Origin of the sequence: Micromonospora sp. LOL_023, assembly GCF_048060115.1 — a bacterium.
Lineage (GTDB): Bacteria > Actinomycetota > Actinomycetes > Mycobacteriales > Micromonosporaceae > Micromonospora_E.
In genome coordinates, this window is the sequence record NZ_JBHMIM010000007.1 from 118,149 (window position 1) to 136,492 (window position 18,344).

General features: G+C 70.8%; 18 protein-coding genes. 12 read left to right on the plus strand and 6 right to left on the minus strand.

Translation table 11 applies throughout. The features are described from left to right. Positions 1-211 precede the first annotated feature (211 nt). Positions 212-835, plus strand: coding sequence for an acyltransferase (locus ACFHVL_RS06060; RefSeq protein WP_416626075.1), 624 nt, complete (start codon positions 212-214; stop codon positions 833-835). A 66-nt stretch (positions 836-901) separates the two neighbouring features. Here the strand turns inward: ACFHVL_RS06060 and ACFHVL_RS06065 are convergent, their stop codons facing one another. The 3 genes from ACFHVL_RS06065 to mce all read right to left on the minus strand — a co-directional run bounded on the left by ACFHVL_RS06065 (position 902) and on the right by mce (position 4,968). Further along, positions 902-2,728 (minus strand): hypothetical protein, encoded by a 1,827-nt coding sequence (locus tag ACFHVL_RS06065; protein WP_416626076.1) that lies wholly within the window; start codon positions 2,726-2,728, stop codon positions 902-904. Positions 2,729-2,999: 271 nt separating this feature from the next. Next, the gene (locus ACFHVL_RS06070; RefSeq protein ID WP_416626077.1) at positions 3,000-4,241 is read right to left on the minus strand and encodes a DivIVA domain-containing protein; all 1,242 of its coding nucleotides are present in this window, start codon (positions 4,239-4,241) and stop codon (positions 3,000-3,002) included. A gap of 241 nt (positions 4,242-4,482) precedes the next feature. Then, on the minus strand, positions 4,483-4,968 hold the full coding sequence (gene mce, locus ACFHVL_RS06075; RefSeq protein WP_416626078.1) for a methylmalonyl-CoA epimerase: 486 nt from the start codon (positions 4,966-4,968) through the stop codon (positions 4,483-4,485). A 77-nt stretch (positions 4,969-5,045) separates the two neighbouring features. On the opposite strand from mce, the gene ACFHVL_RS06080 reads away from it, so the two are divergent. The 4 genes from ACFHVL_RS06080 to ACFHVL_RS06095 all read left to right on the plus strand — a co-directional run bounded on the left by ACFHVL_RS06080 (position 5,046) and on the right by ACFHVL_RS06095 (position 8,371). Continuing rightward, the gene (locus ACFHVL_RS06080) at positions 5,046-6,233 is read left to right on the plus strand and encodes an acetyl-CoA C-acetyltransferase (protein ID WP_416626079.1); all 1,188 of its coding nucleotides are present in this window, start codon (positions 5,046-5,048) and stop codon (positions 6,231-6,233) included. Continuing rightward, positions 6,230-7,204 (plus strand): methylmalonyl Co-A mutase-associated GTPase MeaB, encoded by a 975-nt coding sequence (gene meaB, locus ACFHVL_RS06085; protein WP_416626080.1) that lies wholly within the window; start codon positions 6,230-6,232, stop codon positions 7,202-7,204. The genes ACFHVL_RS06080 and meaB overlap by 4 nt, the downstream gene beginning before the upstream one ends. A 107-nt stretch (positions 7,205-7,311) precedes the next feature. Further along, positions 7,312-8,016: an ABC transporter ATP-binding protein gene (locus ACFHVL_RS06090; RefSeq protein WP_416626081.1), complete on the plus strand. Its 705-nt coding sequence runs from the start codon at positions 7,312-7,314 to the stop codon at positions 8,014-8,016. A gap of 196 nt (positions 8,017-8,212) precedes the next feature. Beyond that, a complete protein-coding gene (locus tag ACFHVL_RS06095; RefSeq protein ID WP_416626082.1) occupies positions 8,213-8,371 on the plus strand; it encodes a hypothetical protein in 159 nt (52 codons plus the stop codon). Here ACFHVL_RS06095 and ACFHVL_RS06100 read toward each other — a convergent pair. Then, positions 8,364-8,747: an FCD domain-containing protein gene (locus tag ACFHVL_RS06100; RefSeq protein ID WP_416626108.1), complete on the minus strand. Its 384-nt coding sequence runs from the start codon at positions 8,745-8,747 to the stop codon at positions 8,364-8,366. The two genes, ACFHVL_RS06095 and ACFHVL_RS06100, sit on opposite strands and share 8 nt — an antisense overlap. 238 nt (positions 8,748-8,985) lie before the next feature. On the opposite strand from ACFHVL_RS06100, the gene ACFHVL_RS06105 reads away from it, so the two are divergent. The 3 genes from ACFHVL_RS06105 to ACFHVL_RS06115 all read left to right on the plus strand — a co-directional run bounded on the left by ACFHVL_RS06105 (position 8,986) and on the right by ACFHVL_RS06115 (position 11,221). After that, the gene (locus tag ACFHVL_RS06105; RefSeq protein ID WP_416626083.1) at positions 8,986-9,327 is read left to right on the plus strand and encodes a hypothetical protein; all 342 of its coding nucleotides are present in this window, start codon (positions 8,986-8,988) and stop codon (positions 9,325-9,327) included. 210 nt (positions 9,328-9,537) lie between these two features. Next, positions 9,538-10,722: a hypothetical protein gene (locus tag ACFHVL_RS06110; protein WP_416626084.1), complete on the plus strand. Its 1,185-nt coding sequence runs from the start codon at positions 9,538-9,540 to the stop codon at positions 10,720-10,722. After that, positions 10,715-11,221 (plus strand): hypothetical protein, encoded by a 507-nt coding sequence (locus tag ACFHVL_RS06115; RefSeq protein ID WP_416626085.1) that lies wholly within the window; start codon positions 10,715-10,717, stop codon positions 11,219-11,221. The genes ACFHVL_RS06110 and ACFHVL_RS06115 overlap by 8 nt, the downstream gene beginning before the upstream one ends. Before the next feature lie 22 nt (positions 11,222-11,243). Here the strand turns inward: ACFHVL_RS06115 and ACFHVL_RS06120 are convergent, their stop codons facing one another. Together ACFHVL_RS06120 and ACFHVL_RS06125 are read right to left on the minus strand one after the other, a co-directional pair. Continuing rightward, positions 11,244-12,173, minus strand: coding sequence for an LLM class F420-dependent oxidoreductase (locus tag ACFHVL_RS06120; RefSeq protein WP_416626086.1), 930 nt, complete (start codon positions 12,171-12,173; stop codon positions 11,244-11,246). A 20-nt stretch (positions 12,174-12,193) separates the two neighbouring features. Then, positions 12,194-13,738, minus strand: a complete 1,545-nt coding sequence (locus tag ACFHVL_RS06125; protein WP_416626087.1) for an arylsulfotransferase family protein — start codon at positions 13,736-13,738, stop codon at positions 12,194-12,196. An 84-nt stretch (positions 13,739-13,822) separates the two neighbouring features. On the opposite strand from ACFHVL_RS06125, the gene ACFHVL_RS06130 reads away from it, so the two are divergent. The 4 genes from ACFHVL_RS06130 to ACFHVL_RS06145 all read left to right on the plus strand — a co-directional run bounded on the left by ACFHVL_RS06130 (position 13,823) and on the right by ACFHVL_RS06145 (position 18,279). Next, positions 13,823-14,272, plus strand: coding sequence for a hypothetical protein (locus ACFHVL_RS06130; RefSeq protein ID WP_416626088.1), 450 nt, complete (start codon positions 13,823-13,825; stop codon positions 14,270-14,272). Then, positions 14,272-15,618 (plus strand): proline--tRNA ligase, encoded by a 1,347-nt coding sequence (gene proS, locus ACFHVL_RS06135; protein WP_416626089.1) that lies wholly within the window; start codon positions 14,272-14,274, stop codon positions 15,616-15,618. The genes ACFHVL_RS06130 and proS overlap by 1 nt, the downstream gene beginning before the upstream one ends. A gap of 32 nt (positions 15,619-15,650) precedes the next feature. After that, positions 15,651-17,339 (plus strand): acyl-CoA mutase large subunit family protein, encoded by a 1,689-nt coding sequence (locus ACFHVL_RS06140; RefSeq protein WP_416626090.1) that lies wholly within the window; start codon positions 15,651-15,653, stop codon positions 17,337-17,339. Positions 17,340-17,400: 61 nt separating this feature from the next. Beyond that, positions 17,401-18,279 (plus strand): ABC transporter ATP-binding protein, encoded by an 879-nt coding sequence (locus ACFHVL_RS06145; protein WP_416626091.1) that lies wholly within the window; start codon positions 17,401-17,403, stop codon positions 18,277-18,279. Positions 18,280-18,344 lie beyond the last annotated feature (65 nt).

Below are 18,344 nucleotides of genomic sequence, written 5' to 3' on the forward strand. Positions count from 1 at the left end.
TAAACCCGGCACAACCGCGAGGTCACGAGGTACCTTCGTCGCCTTGTGGCCTCCTGTCGGCCAATGCCCGACCGGAGAGTCGGCTCTTGTGGGCCGGAGGGTCGGGTTCCCGACATCGGCTGCGCCGCCGACCCCCTAGAGTGTGCGGGCATCGCCGGCCACCGTGCCGAACCGCCGGTGGTCCGGGCCGGTGACCAGGGAGGATATTCCGTTGACCGCAACGTCATCACATCCGGACGTCACCGTCGCAGGCTCCGCCGACGTCTCCGACGCGGCCACCATCGGTGCGGGCACCCGGGTATGGCACCTCGCCCAGATCCGCGAGGAGGCGGCCGTCGGGCGCGACTGCGTCATCGGCCGGGGCGCGTACGTCGGGCCGGGGGTGCGGCTCGGCGACAACGTCAAGCTGCAGAACCACGCCCTGGTCTACGAGCCGGCGCAACTGGGCGACGGGGTGTTCGTCGGCCCGGCGGCGGTGCTGACCAACGACGAGTATCCGCGGGCGGTGACCCCGGACGGGCGGCTCAAGACCGGCGACGACTGGACCGCGGTCGGTGTCACCATCGGCACCGGCGCGTCGGTCGGTGCCCGGGCGGTCTGCATCGCCCCGGTGCGGATCGGCCGCTGGGCCACGGTCGCCGCCGGTGCCGTGGTCACCCGGGACGTGCCGGACTTCGCGCTGGTCGTCGGAGTGCCGGCGCGGCGGGTCGGCTGGGTCGGGCGGGCCGGCGTACCGCTGGTCGAGGCACCGGACACCGACGCAGCCGGCAGCTACCTCTGCCCCCGGACCGGGCAGCGCTACGTCGAACGCGACGGGTCGCTCACCGAAGAGTGACCGCGTAGGCGGTGCCTGAGCCAGCCGGATCCGCTGCCCGCCCGGCCGGGCGGGCAGCCGGCCGGGTCAGGGTTGGGCGTGGGTGCGGCGTTCCCGGTCGCCGGCACCCGCCGTGACCTTCTCAGCGGTCTGCTCGACCGACACCGCCTCGGCCGGTACCGCGTCGACCGGCAACGCGTCCTCGGGCGTCACGTCCTCGTCGGCGGCCGGCTCCGGGGTGGTTCGCGGTTGCGCGTCGGCCACCGGTTCGGCCGGGGCGGTGGCCGGTGCCGAGTCACGCATCCCGGCGAGGCGCTGCTGTTCGGCCCCCAGCTCGGCGCGGACCGCGTTCAGGGTGCGCTGCGACTCGTCGGACTCCTGTCGGGTGAGCACCATCTGGTGGCGCAGGTCGGCGAGCGCCTGCTGGGCCTCGGCGACCTCCTGCAGTACCTCGGTGAGTTGCTGGCCGGCGGCGACCACCTCACGCTGGGCGGAGGCGACCTGCTGCTGGCTGCTGGCCAGCTGGCGTTGGGCGATCGCCGCGTGCTCCTCGGAGAGCCGGCGGATGCTCGCGGCGTGCTCGTCGGCAGCGCCCCGGGTGCTCAACGAGTACTCCTCGGCCTGCTGGCGGATGGTGACCGCCTGTTCCTCGGCCCGGGCCCGCACGTGCGTGGCGTACTCCTCGGCCTCACCGCGCTGGTTGGCGATGATCTCCTGGGCGCTGCTGCGCCACTGCTCCACCTCCTGCTCGGCCACGGTGCGCAGCTCGGCGATGTCCTGCTCCATCGTGGCGCGCCGCTGGTCGACCTCGCGCTGCGCCTCGTCACGCAGTGCGGCCGTCTCCCGCTCGACCTGGTCGCGGCGGGCGGTGACCTCCTGGTCCAGCTCGGATCGGGTCTGGGTGACGAACGCCTCGGTCTCGGCGTGGGTGCGGGCGACGTACTCGGTGGCCTGCTCCACCGCCTGGGCGGCTTCCCGCCGGGCCGCCTCGGCGGCTGCCTCACCTTCCGCGCGGATGCGTTCGGCGTCTGATCGCGCCGCGGCGACGGCGGCCTCGGCCGCTTCGCGCAGGTTCGTGGCCTCCTCCTGCGCGGTGGTGACCATCCGGCTGGTCTCCATCCGGGTCTGGGTGACCAGACGCTCGGCGGTGGCGTTGGCCTCGGCCACGGTCCGCGTGGCGGTCTCCTGCGCCGTGTCCACGGTGAGGGTGGCCTGCTCCTGCGCGGTGGTCACGATGTCGCGGGCCTCCCGCTGAGCAGCCTTGACGGTGCGGTCGGCTTCGCGCTGCGCCGCGTGGATCACGTCGTCGGCCTGTTGTTGGGCGGCGGCGAGTAGCTGGTCGGCCTCCTCCCGGGCGGCGACCAATGCCGCTTCGGCGGCGACCCGCAGGTTCTCCGCGTCGTCGCGGGCGGTGGCCACCATCGCCTCCGCCTCGGCGCGGCGGGCGGCGTTCGCCTTGTCCTCCTCGGCGCGGCGGGCGGCCAGCGCCAGTTCGAAGTCGCGGATCGCGGTGTCGGCCTGCTGCCGGGCGTCGGCCAGCACCTGCTCGGCCTCTGCCCGACGGGTGTTGATCTCCTCTGCGGCATGGAACCGGATCTCGGTGGCCTGATCTTCGGCGAGGGCGAGAATCTGTTCGACCCGGGGTCCCAGATGCCGGAACGACACCTGACCGATGAAGCTGGTCTCCCTGCGGGCCTCGGTCAGGTCCGCCTGCAGCTGCTCGATCTGCGCGGCCATGGTGTGCAACTGAACGTACGCCTGCTCGCGCTCCTCGTTGAGGGTGGCCAGCTCGGTTTCGGTGCGGGCGATGTACCGGTTGACCTGGCGTCGGTCGTACCCCCGCATGGCCAGCTCAAAGTTGGGCCCGGACGTGGAGTCCCCGTCGAGGGTGAAGAGTTCTTCGCCTTGCGCCATGGCTCCATCCTCACACGCAGCGCCCCGTTCCGCGGCGATACCCACGCTCCTGACAGGACGCGCGTCACTTCGGATGGATTGCCAGGTGTGAACGATTCGTAACGCGGGTATGCGGAAACGACGGATCGGATGCGGTCAGTAGCTGTCGGTGTGTCGTCAGTGCCGCTCGTGTGCCACTGACGGTCCTCGGATACGACTGTCGCATACGTCGAAGGGCCGCGCCGGTGTCCCACCGCGGCCCTTCGACGGGCTTGTCGTTATCTGTGGCGGCTCAACCCGACGCTTTGGTGTTCGCCCGATCGGAGCCCTCGCCGGACTCCGCCTTGGCGTCCGCCGGCGGCGAGCCGGGGACGATCCCGGCCAGGCCGGACAGCATCTGACCCAGCTGCGAGGTGACGGCGTCCTTCTGCCGGGTCAGGTCCTCCACCTCGCGGCGGGCGGCCTGCGTGGTTAGCTCGGCCTCGGTCCGGGCCTCGGTGAGCTGCCGATTCGCCTCGGCCCGAGCCTCGTTGAGGGTCTTGTCGGCCAGGGCCTTGGCCTTGTCGACGGTCTCCTGCGCGCTGCGCTCGGACTCGATCCGGCGGGCCTCGGCCCGCTGCTCGATCTCCTTGGCGCGCTCCTCGGCTGCCCGGGCGCGTCCTTCGGCCTCGGCGACGAGCCGCTGGGTCTGCGCCACCTGGGCGGCGTGCCGCTCGGACTCCTCGCGTTCGGCCTTCTCCCGACGCTCGGCCAACTGCAGCTCCAGCGCCTGCAGGTCCTTGTCGCGCTTGTCCCGCGCGTCGGTCAGCAGCTTGGTCGCCTCGGCGCGCTTCTCCTCGGCCTCGCGGGCGGCCTTGGCCCGCAGCTGAGTGATCTCCCGTTCGGCGGTGGCCCGCAGCGTCGCCACCTCACGCTCCACGGTCGACTTCAGCTCGGCGACCTCATGAGCGGTCACCGCGCGCAGCTGCTTGGTCTCCCGTTCCGCGTCGGCCCGCAGCGTGTCCGCCTCGCGCCGGGCCTGCACCCGGACCTCGGCCGCCTCCCGTTCGGCCGCGGTGCGCACGCTGCCCGCTTCGCGCTCGGCACCGGCCTTCATCGCCGCCGCTTCGGCTCGCGCCTTGTCGGTGATCTCGCGGGCCTCCAGCCGGGCCGCGGACAGGATGCCCTCGGACTCCCGTTTGGCCTCGCCGCGGTGATCGTTGGCCTGCTCCTCGGCGAGCCGGAGAATCTGCTCCACCCGGGTGCCCAGACCGGAGAGGGTGGGTCGGTTGTTCTCCTCGAGCTGCTTGTTGGTGTCGGTGAGCTTCTGCTCGAGCGAGTTGAGCCGCTGCTCGGCCTGGCGGAGCCGGCGCTGTGCGTCGTTCATTCGCTGCTCGGCCTCAGCCCGGACCTGCTCCGACTGAGTGAGGGCGGCTACCAGCCGCTGCAGGTGGTCATCCACCTGGTTGCGGTCGTAGCCACGAAGCACGACGGTGAAGTCGTGCGGAGCGCTGGCGTTATCGAAGAACGCAAGGGAGGAGGGCTGCTGGGGCATTGGGACATAGTGGCAGACACACCAGGGGGCTTCGCAAGAGCGGACTGCCCGTCGCCACGATAGCCGACATGGTCATCTTTTCCGACCAACCAGCGATCCGCATACGAATTGTAAGCACGCGGATACTTAGCGGAGTTTTCCCGGTGGTGGATGTGCCGTCACGCGGTCACTATCGATATTCGCCGGCGCGGTTGTCGTGCCACGCCGGTAGGAACGACCGGCGGCAACGTCGGCGAACCGATCATCCCCGCTCGACCGGCGTGCCGGCCGGCTGCACCAACTCCACCAGGATCCCGCCGGCATCCTTGGGATGCACGAAGTTGATCCGGGAACCTGCGGTGCCAGGCCGAGGTGCGTCGTAGAGCAACCTCAGGCCACGCTCACGCAGCGCGGCGCACGCGGCGTCGATGTCCAGCACCGTGTAGGCCAACTGCTGGATGCCGGGGCCGTTGCGGTCCAGGAACCGGGCGATCGTCGATTCCGGGGACAACGGGGCGAGCAACTGAACCTGGCCGCCGTCGGGTGACGGCCCGACGGACAGCATCGCCTCGCGTACCCCTTGGGCGTGGTTGACCTCGGTGTGCACGCAGCGCATGCCGAACGTGCGGGTGTAGAAGTCGACGGCGGTGTCCAGATCCGCGACTGCTATACCGACGTGGTCGATCTTGAGCAGCCCGATGTCTGTGACGTAGTCCGCAGCGACCTCGGCGGGAGCATCTTCCGTCATCGGGTTAGTCTGGCCGAACCATCGTTAAGCTGTCGCCGGCATCCCGGCCTTTTCCCACTGTGTGGAGGCGGAACCCCATGACCTCGGTGATCGTCAGCGGCGCGCGAACCCCGATGGGCCGGTTACTCGGCAACCTCAAGGACTTCCCGGCGACGACCCTGGGCTCGGTCGCCATCTCCGCAGCGCTGGGTCGCGGCGGTGTCGAACCCGACCAGGTGCAGTACGTGATCATGGGCCAGGTGCTGCAGGCCGGCACCGGGCAGATGCCCGCCCGGCAGGCCGCCGTCGGCGCCGGCATCCCGATGAGCGTACCGGCGCTCAACATCAACAAGGTCTGCCTGTCCGGGCTCGACGCGATCGCGCTGGCCGACCAGCTGATCCGGGCCGGTGAGTTCGACGTCGTGGTCGCCGGCGGCATGGAGTCCATGACCAACGCCCCGCACCTGCTGCGCGGCCAGCGGGCCGGCTACAAGTACGGCGACGTCGTGATCGCCGACCACCTGGCCCTCGACGGTCTCACCGACGCGTTCGACTGCTGTGCGATGGGCGAGTCGACCGAGCGGCACGGCACCAGGCACGGCATCAGCCGCGCGGAGCAGGACGCGTTCGCCGCCGCCAGCCACCAGCGAGCCGCCGTCGCCCAGAAGAACGGCGTCTTCGCCGAGGAAATCACCCCGGTGGAGGTGCCCCAGCGCAAGGGCGACCCGGTGCATCTGACCACCGACGAGGGCATCCGGCCGGACACCACGGTCGAGTCACTGGCCCGGCTGCGCCCGGCGTTCACCCCCGACGGCACCATCACCGCCGGCAGTTCCTCGCCGATCTCCGACGGTGCCTGCGCCGTCGTGGTGATGAGCAAGGCCCGCGCCGAGGCGCTCGGTGTCGGCTGGATCGCCGAGATCGGCGCGCACGGCAACGTCGCGGGCCCGGACAACTCACTGCACTCACAGCCGTCCAACGCGATCCGGCACGCGCTGGGCAAAGCGGGGATGACCGTCGCCGACCTCGACCTGATCGAGATCAACGAGGCGTTCGCCGCAGTGGGCGTCCAGTCGACGCGCGACCTCGGGGTCGGCGCCGACATCGTCAACGTCAACGGCGGGGCGATCGCACTCGGTCACCCGATCGGAATGTCCGGCGCGCGCCTCGCACTGACCCTCGCGCTGGAACTGCGGCGCCGGGGCGGCGGCACCGGTGCCGCCGCGCTCTGCGGTGGCGGCGGTCAGGGCGACGCCCTGATCCTGCGGGTGCCCGCAGGCCAGTGACCAGGGCCGGTACCCGCGACGTTCCCGCACTCGTCCGGCAGGCGCGCGACGGTGACGCGCGATCGGTCGCCCGGCTGATCACCCTGGTGGAGTCGGGCACCGCACAACTTCCGCTGGTCGCCGCCGAGCTGGCCCCGTACACCGGAAACGCCCAGGTGGTCGGACTGACCGGGGCACCCGGCGTGGGCAAGTCGACCACCACCAGCGAGCTGGTCCGGGTGCTGCGCGGGCGTGGCCAGCGGGTCGGCGTACTCGCCGTCGACCCGTCCAGCCCGTTCACCGGTGGGGCGATCCTCGGCGACCGGGTACGGATGCAGGAACACGCCACCGATCCGGGTGTCTACATCCGGTCGATGTCCAGCCGGGGCCATCTCGGTGGCCTCTCCGCGGCGACACCGGCGGCGGTGCGCGTCCTCGACGGCGTCGGGTGCGACGTGGTGCTGATCGAAACCGTCGGGGTCGGTCAGGCCGAGGTAGCGGTGGCCGGGTTGGCCGACAGCACGGTGGTGCTGCTCGCCCCGGGCATGGGCGACGCGATCCAGGCGGTCAAGGCCGGCATCCTGGAGATCGCCGACGTCTTCGTGGTCAACAAGGCCGACCGCGACGGGGCCGACGCGACCGTACGGGACCTCAAAGGCATGATCGCGCTGGCCGCGACGGGACCCGGCGGCTGGCGCCCGCCGGTACTGCGTACGGTCGCCGCCCAGGGCGACGGCATCGACGAGCTCGTCGGCGAGCTCGGCCGGCACCTCGAGTGGCTGGCTGGCCACGGTGAGCTGGCCGCCCGGCGGGCGCGGCGGGCCGCCGCCGAGGTCGAGGCGATCGCGCTGGGCCGGCTGCGGGGCCGGATCAGCACGTTACGCGGCGGTACGCGGTTGACCGAGCTCGCCGCCGAGGTGCTTGCTGGCCGGCTCGACCCGTACACCGCCGCCGACCTTCTGCTCGACGAGCTGACCGTGCCATCGGGCTGACCCCACCATCGGGCTGACCGCGCCATCGAGCGTGCCGGGCCCGCCTGGAATGATCGGGCGGCTCGCTGGGGGCACCGAACCGGCGTCTGGTTCGTTAGGGTCGGCACGTGCAGACCACCGTCGACCACACGACCATCCAACTCGACGCGGCCACCCTCGGCTACGGCACCACGGATCCGGTGTTGCGCGACGTCACCCTGACCGTGCCACCCGGGCGGCTGTTGGCGGTCACCGGACCATCCGGCGCCGGCAAGACCACCCTGCTCTCGGCGATGGCCGGCGTGCTGCGGCCGGTCTCCGGCACGGTCCTGCTCGGCGGTGAGCCACTGCGCGACCGGGACCACGCCGTCACCCGCAAGGTGGTGCTGGTGCCGCAGGACAACGGGCTCGCCGCGGTGCTGACCGCCGGGGAGAATCTGCAGGTGACGCTGATCGCGTCCGGGTTGAGCCCGGTCGAGGCGCGACGCAGCGGTGCGGCCGCGCTGGAGCGCCTCGGGCTCGCCGGGCAGACCGATCAGCTCGTCGAGGAACTGTCCGGTGGCCAGCAGCAGCGCACCGCCCTGGCCCGGGCGCTCGCGCTGGGCGGCGACGTGTTGCTCGCCGACGAGGTGACCAGCGAATTGGACGCGGCCAACCGTCAGCTGGTCCTCGAACTGCTACGGGCCGAGGCGGACCGGGGCGCGACCGTCGTGTTCGCCACCCACGACCCGGAAGCCGCCGCCGCCTGCGACGCCGAGCTGCATCTGCTCGACGGCCGGGCCGAGTTGACCCGCCGCTGGTCCGAGCCGGATCAGGAGAACAACGCACTGTAACCGTTGAGCGCCGGCTGACCGCCGAGGTGCGCGTAGAGCACCGAGGCGTCACGGCCGATCTCGCCCCGGCGACCAGATCGATCAGCCCGGCCATCGACTTGCCCTCGTACACCGGGTCGGTGATCATGCCTTCGGTCCGGGCGGCCAGCCGCATCGCGTCCAGGGTGGCGTCGTCCGGTACGCCGTACACCCCGGCGTGGTAACGCTCGTCCAGCTCGACATCGGCCGGGCGCCGTTCCTGTTCGGCGACCTCGTACGCCCAGTTGGCGAAGCCGAGGCCGCCGAGGCGGCGAGCTCGAACGAGGCGATCGACATGTCTGGTCTCCCGGTGTCTCGGCGGGGTCAGGTCAGCTGAGGGACGGGTCGGCGGCGAGTTCCACCAGCGACTGCCAGATCCGGGCGGTGATCCGGGTCGCCCCCTCGGCGTCCCGTGCGGCGCAGGCGTCGATCAGCTGTTCGTGCAGCTCCACCGTGCGGCGGGCACCGGCGGGACTGAACTGGCGGCGTTCCAGCCGACGGATCAGGGGCGGGTAGCGGGCGATGGTCGTGGCGGCGGCCCGGTTGCCGCTGGCATCGACCAGCACGTCGTGCAGTTCGTCGTCGGCGACCAGCGCGGTGTCGAGGTCGTCGGCCGCGCAGGCGGCGGCGAATCGGCGGTTGGCGGCGCGCATCCGGGCCACCCGGGTGTCGGTGAGTGCCGGTACGCCGGTCCGGGCGGCGAGTTCGTGCATGGCGCGCACCACTGCGGCGGCGTCCTGGAATTTTCATGTCAGAGCCCTGCCGGGTGGGCCTGGGCTCCGTGGGGGTCGATATGTTCCGACGGTGCTCGGCCTTTGGTAGTAACATCGACAACCGCCATATCAAGATCGTTCTTCCTCGGCATTGTCGCGCATCTGTCACCGGGGGTTGATCGACATTGTCCAGGAAAGCAGTCGATCGTATGGTGGGAGCAATTGCCAGGGAGGTGCGATGGCGACGCCACCGGATGTCGAGCTCGACTCGGATGCGCTACGGGACCACGCCGTGTTGCTCAGCGACCGGTCCAGAGACCTGCAAGGCAGTCAGTTCGATCTCTTCCTGCTCGACTGGGCGGCGCCGGTGAGTCACCCGCAGGTCGCTGCGGCTATGCGAAGATTCTGCGAGTTCGCCCGGGACCAGTATCAGGACGTCATCGCGCTGCTCGCGGCGCTGTCGACTCGGGTCGGCTCGGCCGGGCAAGGATACGAGGAGACCGACGCGGCAACCGCAACGCAAATGAATCAGTTCCTGTCCGAGTCGCGCTTTCTGTCGGCTGATCGACGGCCGGGGTGAGTGATGGCGTACCGGGACGCCGTCGAGTACATCGAGGCCATGCGGCCAGGGTACGTCGGCGCGGTCGGCGAGGAGTGCGGCAAGATGAAGGCCGCGCTGCTCGCTGCCCTGCCCGATCTCATGTCGCTGTCCGGTCGGATCGAGTGGCGGTCCGACGCGAGCACGCTGTACGAACGGCGGCTGACCGAGGCGATACGGGTCGCCGAGGAGTTGCACGACGGCTTCGACAAAGCCGGCGACGCGCTGACGGCGTACGCCGACGCGCAGTCCCGGGCGTTGGTGCGGTTTCGTGACGGAGTGGCGGCCGAGAACGCACTTGGCGTGCTGATCGCCGACGTGGCGGCAACCCAGTCGATCGTGGTGCTCCTGTCCGACCCGCTGCGTCAGTGGAACGACCTGCGCAGTGTCACCGGAGCGCTGGATTTCGTTGCCGAGATCGGCCATCAGGACGTGATCGAGCGGATCCGTCTCGATGCCGACCGGCTGTGGGCCCTGGCCACTGTCGCGTACGACGACGCCGCCCGGATCGAGACGACTGCGCGTCGGTACGCGGTCGACCAGCTTGAGCGCGCCTACCGGCTGCTTCCCGACTTCCTGGCGAATTCCGAGGTGAGCGCCCAGATAGTCGGCGCTGTGATCGGGGAGGAGCTGGCCGCGCCGGGATCGCGGTACCACCGAGGCCCGCCGGAGTCGCCGACGCTGCGGTTCGACGACGACTTCCCCTACGATCCGACGGCGACGGCGACACCTGCGGACTACGCCAGCTGGAACAAATGGCGCGGGATGCTTCGAGCCGCTCAAGCGGCCCGACCCGACCTCGACGATGCGACCGCGACATACGCGCATTACATGTCCGGCCTTGGCACCGATTTCGAGATCGACTATGAAGAAGCCTATCGCGAGGATCCGATGATCGCTCAAGTGGTCGATGGCGAGATCGCGGCAGCGCAGCTTGCGGCCGAACAGATCTATCTGCGCAGCGGCGACACCAGCTTCCAGCTGGCAGGGGATCCGGTCAGCGCAGCGGAATCGATAGGCGGACAGTATCCGGCCAGCACCGAAAACTGGCAGAAGGCCATCGGCGATCACACCGTGTACGGCACCTCGGAAGTGGTGGTCGTCGGTGACCAGGCGACGATGCGGATCGTTGTGCACGCCGAGGACATGTACAACTTCAACGCAGATGCCGCCGACATCGCCACTGGCGCACCGGACGCCGAGAACGGACGGTTCTCGACGCTTGGCTGGGCGCAGCAGTTCCGTACGTACGGCGAGGTCGAGCGAACAGTCAGCTGGACGATCGGCGACGCGCCCGGCGCGACGGTGACGACTCCGAGTGGTCCGCAGCGCAACGCGCCGGGAGAGGACAGAGTAGATGGGATCGCCGATGGCTAGTCGTCGGATCTTCCGCTGTGCCGCCGCCGCGTTGCTGGCGGGCGTGATCGCCGGCTGCGGCGCCGATGCGGCGTCCGACCCGCCGGCCGCCCAGGTGACGGAGGAGGACCTCATGGCCACAGCCCAGATCAGGACGGACCGGCCGCCGATCGCTGATCGCTTTCCGGCGCTGGGCGAGTTCAGCCAGGTGCACTGGCAAGGCTCCGTCGTCGGTGGCGGTGACCCGCGCGTGCCCGGCCCGTCCGACGTACTGATCCAGGCTGTCGTGCAACTCCATCAGGAGGACCTGCCTGCGCTGCGCGGCAAGTACGACTGGCGGCCGGCCGGCGCAGACTGGGACACCACGATGAGCGCCGGCCTGCGACCGTACGTGCCGACCGGCGCGGACTGGCGGCACAGCCACCAGTACGAGCAGGAGGTCCAGACGGCCCGCTTCAGCGGCCGGGTCTACCTCGACCTGGCCAGCGGAACTGTCTTTCTCGCCGTCAACTCCCGCTGACATCGCCGCCAGACTTCCGGCGTCACAGTTGTGGTGCGACCTCGGCGGCGACGAGTTCCAGGTGGTCGAGGTCGGCCAGATCCAGCACCTGCAGGTAGATCCGCTGGGCGCCGATCTCGGCGTACCGGCCGATCTTCTCCACCACCTCGGCCGGCGTACCGGCCAGGCCGTTCGCGCGTAGCTCGTCGGGCTCCCTACCGATCACCGCCGCCCGGCGGGCCACCTCGGCGTCGTCGCGACCGCAGCAGAGGACCAGCGCGTTGGACAGCCGCAGGCTGTCCGGGTCGCGGCCACCCGCCGCGCAGGCCGCGCGGATCTGCCCGAACAGCCGCGCCGACTCGTCGATGCCCTCGAACGGGACGTTGAACTCGTCGGCGTAGCGGGCGGTCAACTGCGGCGTCCGCTTGCGTCCCTTGCCGCCGATCAGCACCGGTGGTCCCGGCCGCTGCACCGGCTTCGGCAGCGCAGGCGAACCGGTCACCTGGTAGTACTTGCCCGGGTAGTCGAACGTGCCGCCGACCGGGGTCTCCCAGAGTCCGGTGATGATCGCGAGTTGCTCAGTCAGCCGGTCGAAGCGTTCGGCCAGCGGCGGGAACGGAATGCCGTACGCGGTGTGCTCGGCCTCGAACCAGCCGGCACCGACGCCGAACTCGACCCGGCCGCCGCTCATCTCGTCCACCTGCGCCACGGTGATCGCCAGCGGGCCCGGGTACCGGAAGGTGGCCGCGCTCATCAGCGTGCCCAGCCGGATCCGGCCGGTGTCGCGGGCCAGCCCGGCCAGGGTGGTCCAAGCGTCGGTCGGCCCGGGCAGCCCGTCCGCGTCGCCCATCACCAGGTAGTGATCGGACCGGAAGAACGCGTCGTAGCCGGCGTCCTCGGCGCATCGGGCTACCGCGAGAAGCTGCTGGTAGCTCGCGCCCTGCTGGGGTTCGGTGAAGATCCGCAAGTCCACGTCGTCGAGCATATGCCCGGTCAGGTGCCCTCGGCCGGGCGCACCGGGACGGTGACCGACGACGCCAGGGTCCGCCGATCGGCGTCGAGCGCGTCGACCACCACGTACGCGACCGGACCGTGCACGGTGACAGCGGTCTCGAAGCCGGTCGGGTCGGCCTCGCCGAGCACCGTCGACCCGCTCGGCTGGGCACCGCCGCGTACCTGCCAGCTCGCGACTTCGGTGGCACCGTTCCAGCTGACCCGCACGGTGACCGCCTCGCCGCTGCTGGCCTCGGCGACGACGGCGGGCCGGCCGGTCGGTCGCCCGGTCCAGTCGAACCGGTACGCCCGGTAGGAGCCGTTGTCTTCGGGCAGGTGACCGGCGAACACCATGGTGCCGTCCTCGGCGTATTCGGAGAAGTGCGGCTCGGCACCCCAGCCGACGAACGAACGGTTGCCGGGCAGCTCCTGCACCCCGCCCTGGGTACGGGCGAGCAGGTTGCCCGGCGGCGGCAGTTCGCGGACCACCGACGCGGTGCGGCCGGTCTCGTCGACGGCGAGGACCAGGCCACGGGACTGCTCCGCCTCGTCGCTGATGCCCGCCCGGTTGTCGAAGATCCCGATGGTGCCGTCGGAGCGCCGTCGGGCGTCGTGCTGCCAGGAGAAGCCGGCATCCTCGTCGAGGTCGAAGTCGCTGCGTTTGCCACCGAGACGCCACAGCACCGCCCCGCTGTCGCGGTCGATCTTGTAGATGGTCCAGGTGTGCCGGGCCGAGACCAGCAGATGGCCGTCGTGGTCGACGTCGACCGAGTTCGGGTGGAAGAAGTCGTACGGCGTGCGGGCCTGGTCGTCGGCGGGCGGATCGGCGTACGACTCGGTGAGCGGCACGTGGTCGCGGGCCTGCCAGCGGCGCACGGTCCGGCCGGTGCCGACCTCCACTTCGTGGATCACCCCGTCGTAGAGCGCACCGTCGGCGATGCCGCCGACCGTGGACAGGTCGGCGGCGACCAGCTCGTAGACGAAGAACAGCGCCGTACCGTCCTCGGTCAGGATGAAGTCGTGCTGGTCGGTCGGCAGGTCGCCGTCGGCGCGGATTCGGGTGATCTCCTGGTACGTGCTGTCGGCGATGACGAACTCGCCGCCACCGACGCCGCTGACGATCGAGCCTTCCCACCAGGTCAGCACCGGCTCGCCGGCGAGCCGCTGCACCCGCAGGTCGACGGCGACGTCGGCCGGCCCGGCGACCTGCCGGAACCAGACCGGCTCGCCGTCGCCGTCGACGATCAGCGGCCCTCGGCCGCCGGCACCGGCGGCCGGGGTCAGGAAGATCAGCCCGTCGGTCACCGGGCCGTCGACGGTCGTCTCGACGACCGGGATTCGCAGGTCCGGTCGGGTGGCGTAGCTGCGTAGGTGGTCGGGTCCGACCTCGGGTGCCGGTTCGGCCGTGGGCACCGCCGCGCCGCGTCCGAACCCGAAGCCGGCGGCCCCGCTGGCTCCGGCGGCGACCAACCCGCCGCCGACACCGAGCAGGCGACGCCGGCTGAATCGTCGGGTCGAGGGGGTGTCGTCGGGGTCGGCAACCATGCCGCGTTACGTTGCCATCGCTACCTGGACTCAAACCCTGCCGACGCTGTGTGGTTCCTGAACGCGTGGCCGGACGATCGAGAGGTGATCATGCGCTGGTCGCAGTTGCATGTCCCCACGTTGCGCGACGACCCGGCGGAGGCCGACGCGCCGAGCCACCGGCTGCTGCTGCGGGCCGGCTTCATCCGGCAACTGATGGCCGGGCACTACTCGTTGCTGCCGCTCGCGGTGCGGGTCCGCGCCAAGGTCATCGAGGTGATCCGGGACGAGATGACGCGGATCGGGGCACAGGAGTTCGCCCTGCCGGCGCTGCATCCGGCGGAGATCTGGCGCAAGACCGGCCGGTGGGACTCGATGGGCGAGGAGATGTTCCGATTGCGCGACCGCCGAGGCGCCGACCTCGCCCTGGGCATGACCCACGAGGAGATTTTCACGACCCTCGCCCAGGAGCTGAACTCCTACCGGGAGTTGCCGCAGCTGTGGTACCAGTTCCAGACGAAGTTCCGCGACGAGCCCCGCCCAAGGCGGGGTTGATGCGCACCCGCGAGTTCACCATGAAGGACTCGTACAGTTTCGATCTGGCCGCCGACGGGCTGGACCGCTCCTTCGACCTGCATCACGACGCGTACCAGCGGATCTTCGCCCGGTTGGGCATCCCGGCGATCGCGGTGCAGGCGTCCAGCGGCGCGATGGGCGGGTCGGCGTCGGTGGAGTTCATGTGTCCGGCGCCGACCGGCGAGGACGAGGTGGTGGACTGTCCCGGCTGCGGCTACGCCGCCAACCTGGAGAAGGCCACGTCGCGGGTCGATCCGCCGCCGGACGCCACCGAGGCACAACAGCCGGACACCGCCGGGTCCGATGCGCCGCGGCCGTTCGACACCCCGGGGGTACGCACGATCGACGACCTCGCGGTGGGTTTCGCGGCACCGGCCGACCGGCAGATCAAGACCCTGGTGTACGTGCTGGACGGCCAGCTCACCCTGGTGCTGCTGCGCGGCGACCACCCGTTGCACGAGCAGAAGCTGGCCGACGCCACCGGGGCGGCACAGCTGCGGGCGGCGCACGTCGACGAGATCCGGGCGGCGTTGGGCGCGTCGCCGGGCAGCCTGGGCGCGGTCGGGGTGGCGGCCGAGCTGCCGGTGATCGCCGACGAGGCGTTGCGTGGCCGGCGGGACATGTTCACCGGTGCCAACGTCGACGGGGTCCACCTGCGTGGGGTCGACGTCGGCCGGGACATCGCGGTGGGTCGGTGGGCCGACCTGCGTACGGTCGCCGCCGGCCAGCCGTGCGTGCGGTGCGGCCAGCCGCTGCGGGTACGCCGGGCGATCGAGGTCGGGCACATCTTCAAGCTCGGGTACCGCTACAGCGAGGCCCTGGACGCGTCAGTGCTCGACCAGGCCGGCAAGCGGGTTCCGGTGATCATGGGTAGTTACGGGATCGGTGTGGAGCGGGCGATGGCGGCGGTGGTGGAGAGCCACCACGACGACAAGGGAATCGTCTGGCCGGTGGCGGTCGCCCCGTTCGAGGTGGCGGTGGTGCTGGCCCAGGTCGACGACGGCCCGGTCGCCGAGACCGGCGAACGGATCTACCAGCAGCTGGTGGCCGAGCGGATCGACGTGGTGATCGACGACCGGGCGGAGCGGGCCGGGGTGAAGTTCCGCGATGTCGAGTTGGTCGGCATCCCGGTGCGAGTCACCGTCGGTAAGCGGTCACTGGCCGATGGTGTGGTCGAGGTGACCGATCGGGCCACCGGCGAGACGGTCCGGGTGTCGGTGGAGCAGGTGGTCGGGCATGTCCGATCGGCGATTCGGGGCGACGGTCCCACGTTCGCGGCGACGATCCCATCCCGTGGGCTTAGCGATCGTTCAGTGAGCCTCTAGACTCGGAGTCGCCGTACGACGAGGAGGCCCCGATGGACGCCGAACAGATCGCCGCCGGCCGTGCCCGCTGGCAGGCCCGCTACGACGCCGCGACCAAACGGGACGCGGACTTCACCACGCTGTCCGGTGCGCCGGTGGACCCGCTCTACGGTCCACCGGACGGCGTCGACGCGCCCGGGTTCGAGCGGATCGGCTGGCCGGGGGAGTACCCGTACACCCGGGGGTTGTATCCGACCGGCTACCGGGGGCGGACCTGGACGATCCGGCAGTTCGCCGGCTTCGGCAACGCCCGGCAGACCAACGAGCGCTACAAGATGATCCTCGGTGCCGGCGGCGGCGGGCTCTCGGTCGCGTTCGACATGCCGACGCTGATGGGCCGCGACTCCGACGACCCGCAGTCGCTCGGCGAGGTCGGCCACTGCGGCGTGGCGATCGACTCCGCCGCCGACATGGACATGCTCTTCGAGGGCATCGACCTGGCGGCGGTCACCACCTCGATGACCATTTCCGGGCCGGCGGTGCCGGTGTTCTGCATGTATCTGGTCGCTGCCGAACGTCAGGGCGCCGACCTGGCCACGCTGGACGGCACCCTGCAGACCGACATCTTCAAGGAGTACATCGCCCAGAAGGAATGGCTGTTCGGCCCCGAGCCGCACCTGCGGCTGATCGGCGACCTGATGGAGTTCTGCGCGCAGCGGATTCCGCGCTACAAGCCGTTGTCGGTCTCCGGCTACCACATCCGGGAGGCCGGCTCGACCGCCGCACAGGAGTTGGCGTACACCCTCGCCGACGGCTTCGGCTACGTCGAGTTGGGGCTCTCCCGTGGTCTGGACGTCAACCGGTTCGCCCCCGGTCTGAGCTTCTTCTTCGACGCGCACGTCGACTTCTTCGAGGAGATCGCCAAGTTCCGGGCCGCCCGCCGGATCTGGGCCCGTTGGTTGCGTGAGGTGTACGGAGCCACCGACGAACGCGCCCTGTGGCTGCGCTTCCACACCCAGACCGCCGGGGTGTCGCTGACCGCGCAGCAGCCGGTCAACAACGTGGTACGCACTGCCGTGGAAGCCCTCGCAGCGGTGCTCGGCGGCACCAACTCGCTGCACACCAACGCGCTCGACGAGACCCTCGCACTGCCGACCGACGAGTCCGCGGAGATCGCGCTGCGGACCCAACAGGTGCTGATGGACGAGACCGGGGTGGCCAACGTGGCCGACCCCCTCGGCGGATCCTGGTACGTCGAGGCGCTCACCGACCGGATCGAAGCCGAAGCGGAGGAGATATTCGCCCGCGTTCGGCAACTCGCCGGCGACGGCCCGCACCCGATCGGCCCGATGACCGCCGGCATCCTGCGCGGCATCGAGGACGGCTGGTTCACCGGACAGATCGCCGAGGCCGCGTTCGTCTACCAGCGGGCGCTGGAGGACGGGCGCAAGCGGATCGTCGGAGTCAACTGTCACACCGGGACGGTCGCCAAGGAGTTGGAGATTCTGCGGATCTCCCACGAAGTCGAGGTCGAGCAGCGCCGGCTGCTCGCTGGGCGTAAGGCCGCTCGGGATGCCGACCTGGTGCGCCGCCGTCTCGACGACATGGTCGTGGCCGCGCGGGGCGGCGGGAACATGGTGCCGGCGATGCTCGACGCGGTTCGCGCCGAGGCGACATTGGGTGAGATCTGCGACGTGCTCCGTGGGCAGTGGGGGGTCTATCGGGAGCCAGCCCGCTTCTGAGCTGTACGCTCCCCGCTGGCAGGGACAGCAGGGGAGCGGGATTCATGGTAGGCAGTACGCCGTGACTGGACTAGCGGTGACCTGCCGGCGGGTGGTGCAGATCTATCGGGGCGAGGCCGGGGACGTGGTGGCACTCTCCGGAGTGGACCTGACGATCAACCCTGGAGAGATGCTGGCCCTGGTCGGCCCCTCCGGGTCCGGAAAGTCCACCCTGGTGGCGCTGCTCGCCGGGCTGATGCGCCCGTCCGCTGGCCGGGTCAGCGTCGGTACCTACGACCTCGGCAAACTGTCCGACCGAGAGATCTCCCGGATGCGGGGCACCCAGATCGGTGTGGTGCTGCAGGGCGCGGTCCGCAACCTGCTGCCGTACGCGACGCTGCGCCGCAACGTGTGGCTGGCGCAGCGGCGGGCGGCCGCCACCGCCGGCATCGATCTGGACGACCCGGACCGCATCCTCGACCTGGTCGGGCTGCCCGGCCGGGGCGGTGCCCGGATCGCCGAGCTCACCCCGGACGCCCGGCAACGGGCGGCACTCGCCGTCGGCGTCGCCGCCTCGCCCGGTCTGCTGCTGGTCGACGAGCCGACCAGCCAGCTCGACACCCGGGGCCGCGACGAGGTGCTCGACGCGCTGGAGACGGTCAACGCCGAGCGCGGCACCACCATCGTCGTGGTAACCCACGACGCGCAGGTGGGTTCCCGGCTCGGCCGTGCGGTGACCATCCGTGACGGCCGGGTCGGCGCGGAAGGCCGCGACGGTGAGGACTTCGCGGTGGTCGCTGGCGACGGCACGGTACAGCTGCCGCCCGAGGTGCTCGGTGAGTACCCACCCGGCACCCTGCTGCGAGTGGCTCAGGTCGACGGAGCGGTGACGCTGGTCGTCGGCGGCACGGCACCGCCCGGTCTGATCCCCGAAGGCGCGCGTCGCGCCACAGCGGACTGACCACGGGATCGATGTCTCAACGACCAGCCGTCTGAACCACCCCGGCGGCGGGGACCAGTCACGCT

Excerpts from the sequence above, each read along its gene's own strand:
- ACFHVL_RS06065 (WP_416626076.1), bottom strand. The coding sequence starts at position 2,728 with ATGGCGCAAGGCGAAGAACTCTTCACCCTCGACGGGGACTCCACGTCC.
- ACFHVL_RS06070 (WP_416626077.1), bottom strand. The coding sequence starts at position 4,241 with ATGCCCCAGCAGCCCTCCTCCCTTGCGTTCTTCGATAACGCCAGCGCT.
- mce (WP_416626078.1), bottom strand. The coding sequence starts at position 4,968 with ATGACGGAAGATGCTCCCGCCGAGGTCGCTGCGGACTACGTCACAGAC.
- ACFHVL_RS06080 (WP_416626079.1), top strand. The coding sequence starts at position 5,046 with ATGACCTCGGTGATCGTCAGCGGCGCGCGAACCCCGATGGGCCGGTTA.
- ACFHVL_RS06100 (WP_416626108.1), bottom strand. The coding sequence starts at position 8,747 with ATGCACGAACTCGCCGCCCGGACCGGCGTACCGGCACTCACCGACACC.
- ACFHVL_RS06105 (WP_416626083.1), top strand. The coding sequence starts at position 8,986 with ATGGCGACGCCACCGGATGTCGAGCTCGACTCGGATGCGCTACGGGAC.
- ACFHVL_RS06115 (WP_416626085.1), top strand. The coding sequence starts at position 10,715 with ATGGCTAGTCGTCGGATCTTCCGCTGTGCCGCCGCCGCGTTGCTGGCG.
- ACFHVL_RS06125 (WP_416626087.1), bottom strand. The coding sequence starts at position 13,738 with ATGGTTGCCGACCCCGACGACACCCCCTCGACCCGACGATTCAGCCGG.
- proS (WP_416626089.1), top strand. The coding sequence starts at position 14,272 with ATGCGCACCCGCGAGTTCACCATGAAGGACTCGTACAGTTTCGATCTG.
- ACFHVL_RS06140 (WP_416626090.1), top strand. The coding sequence starts at position 15,651 with ATGGACGCCGAACAGATCGCCGCCGGCCGTGCCCGCTGGCAGGCCCGC.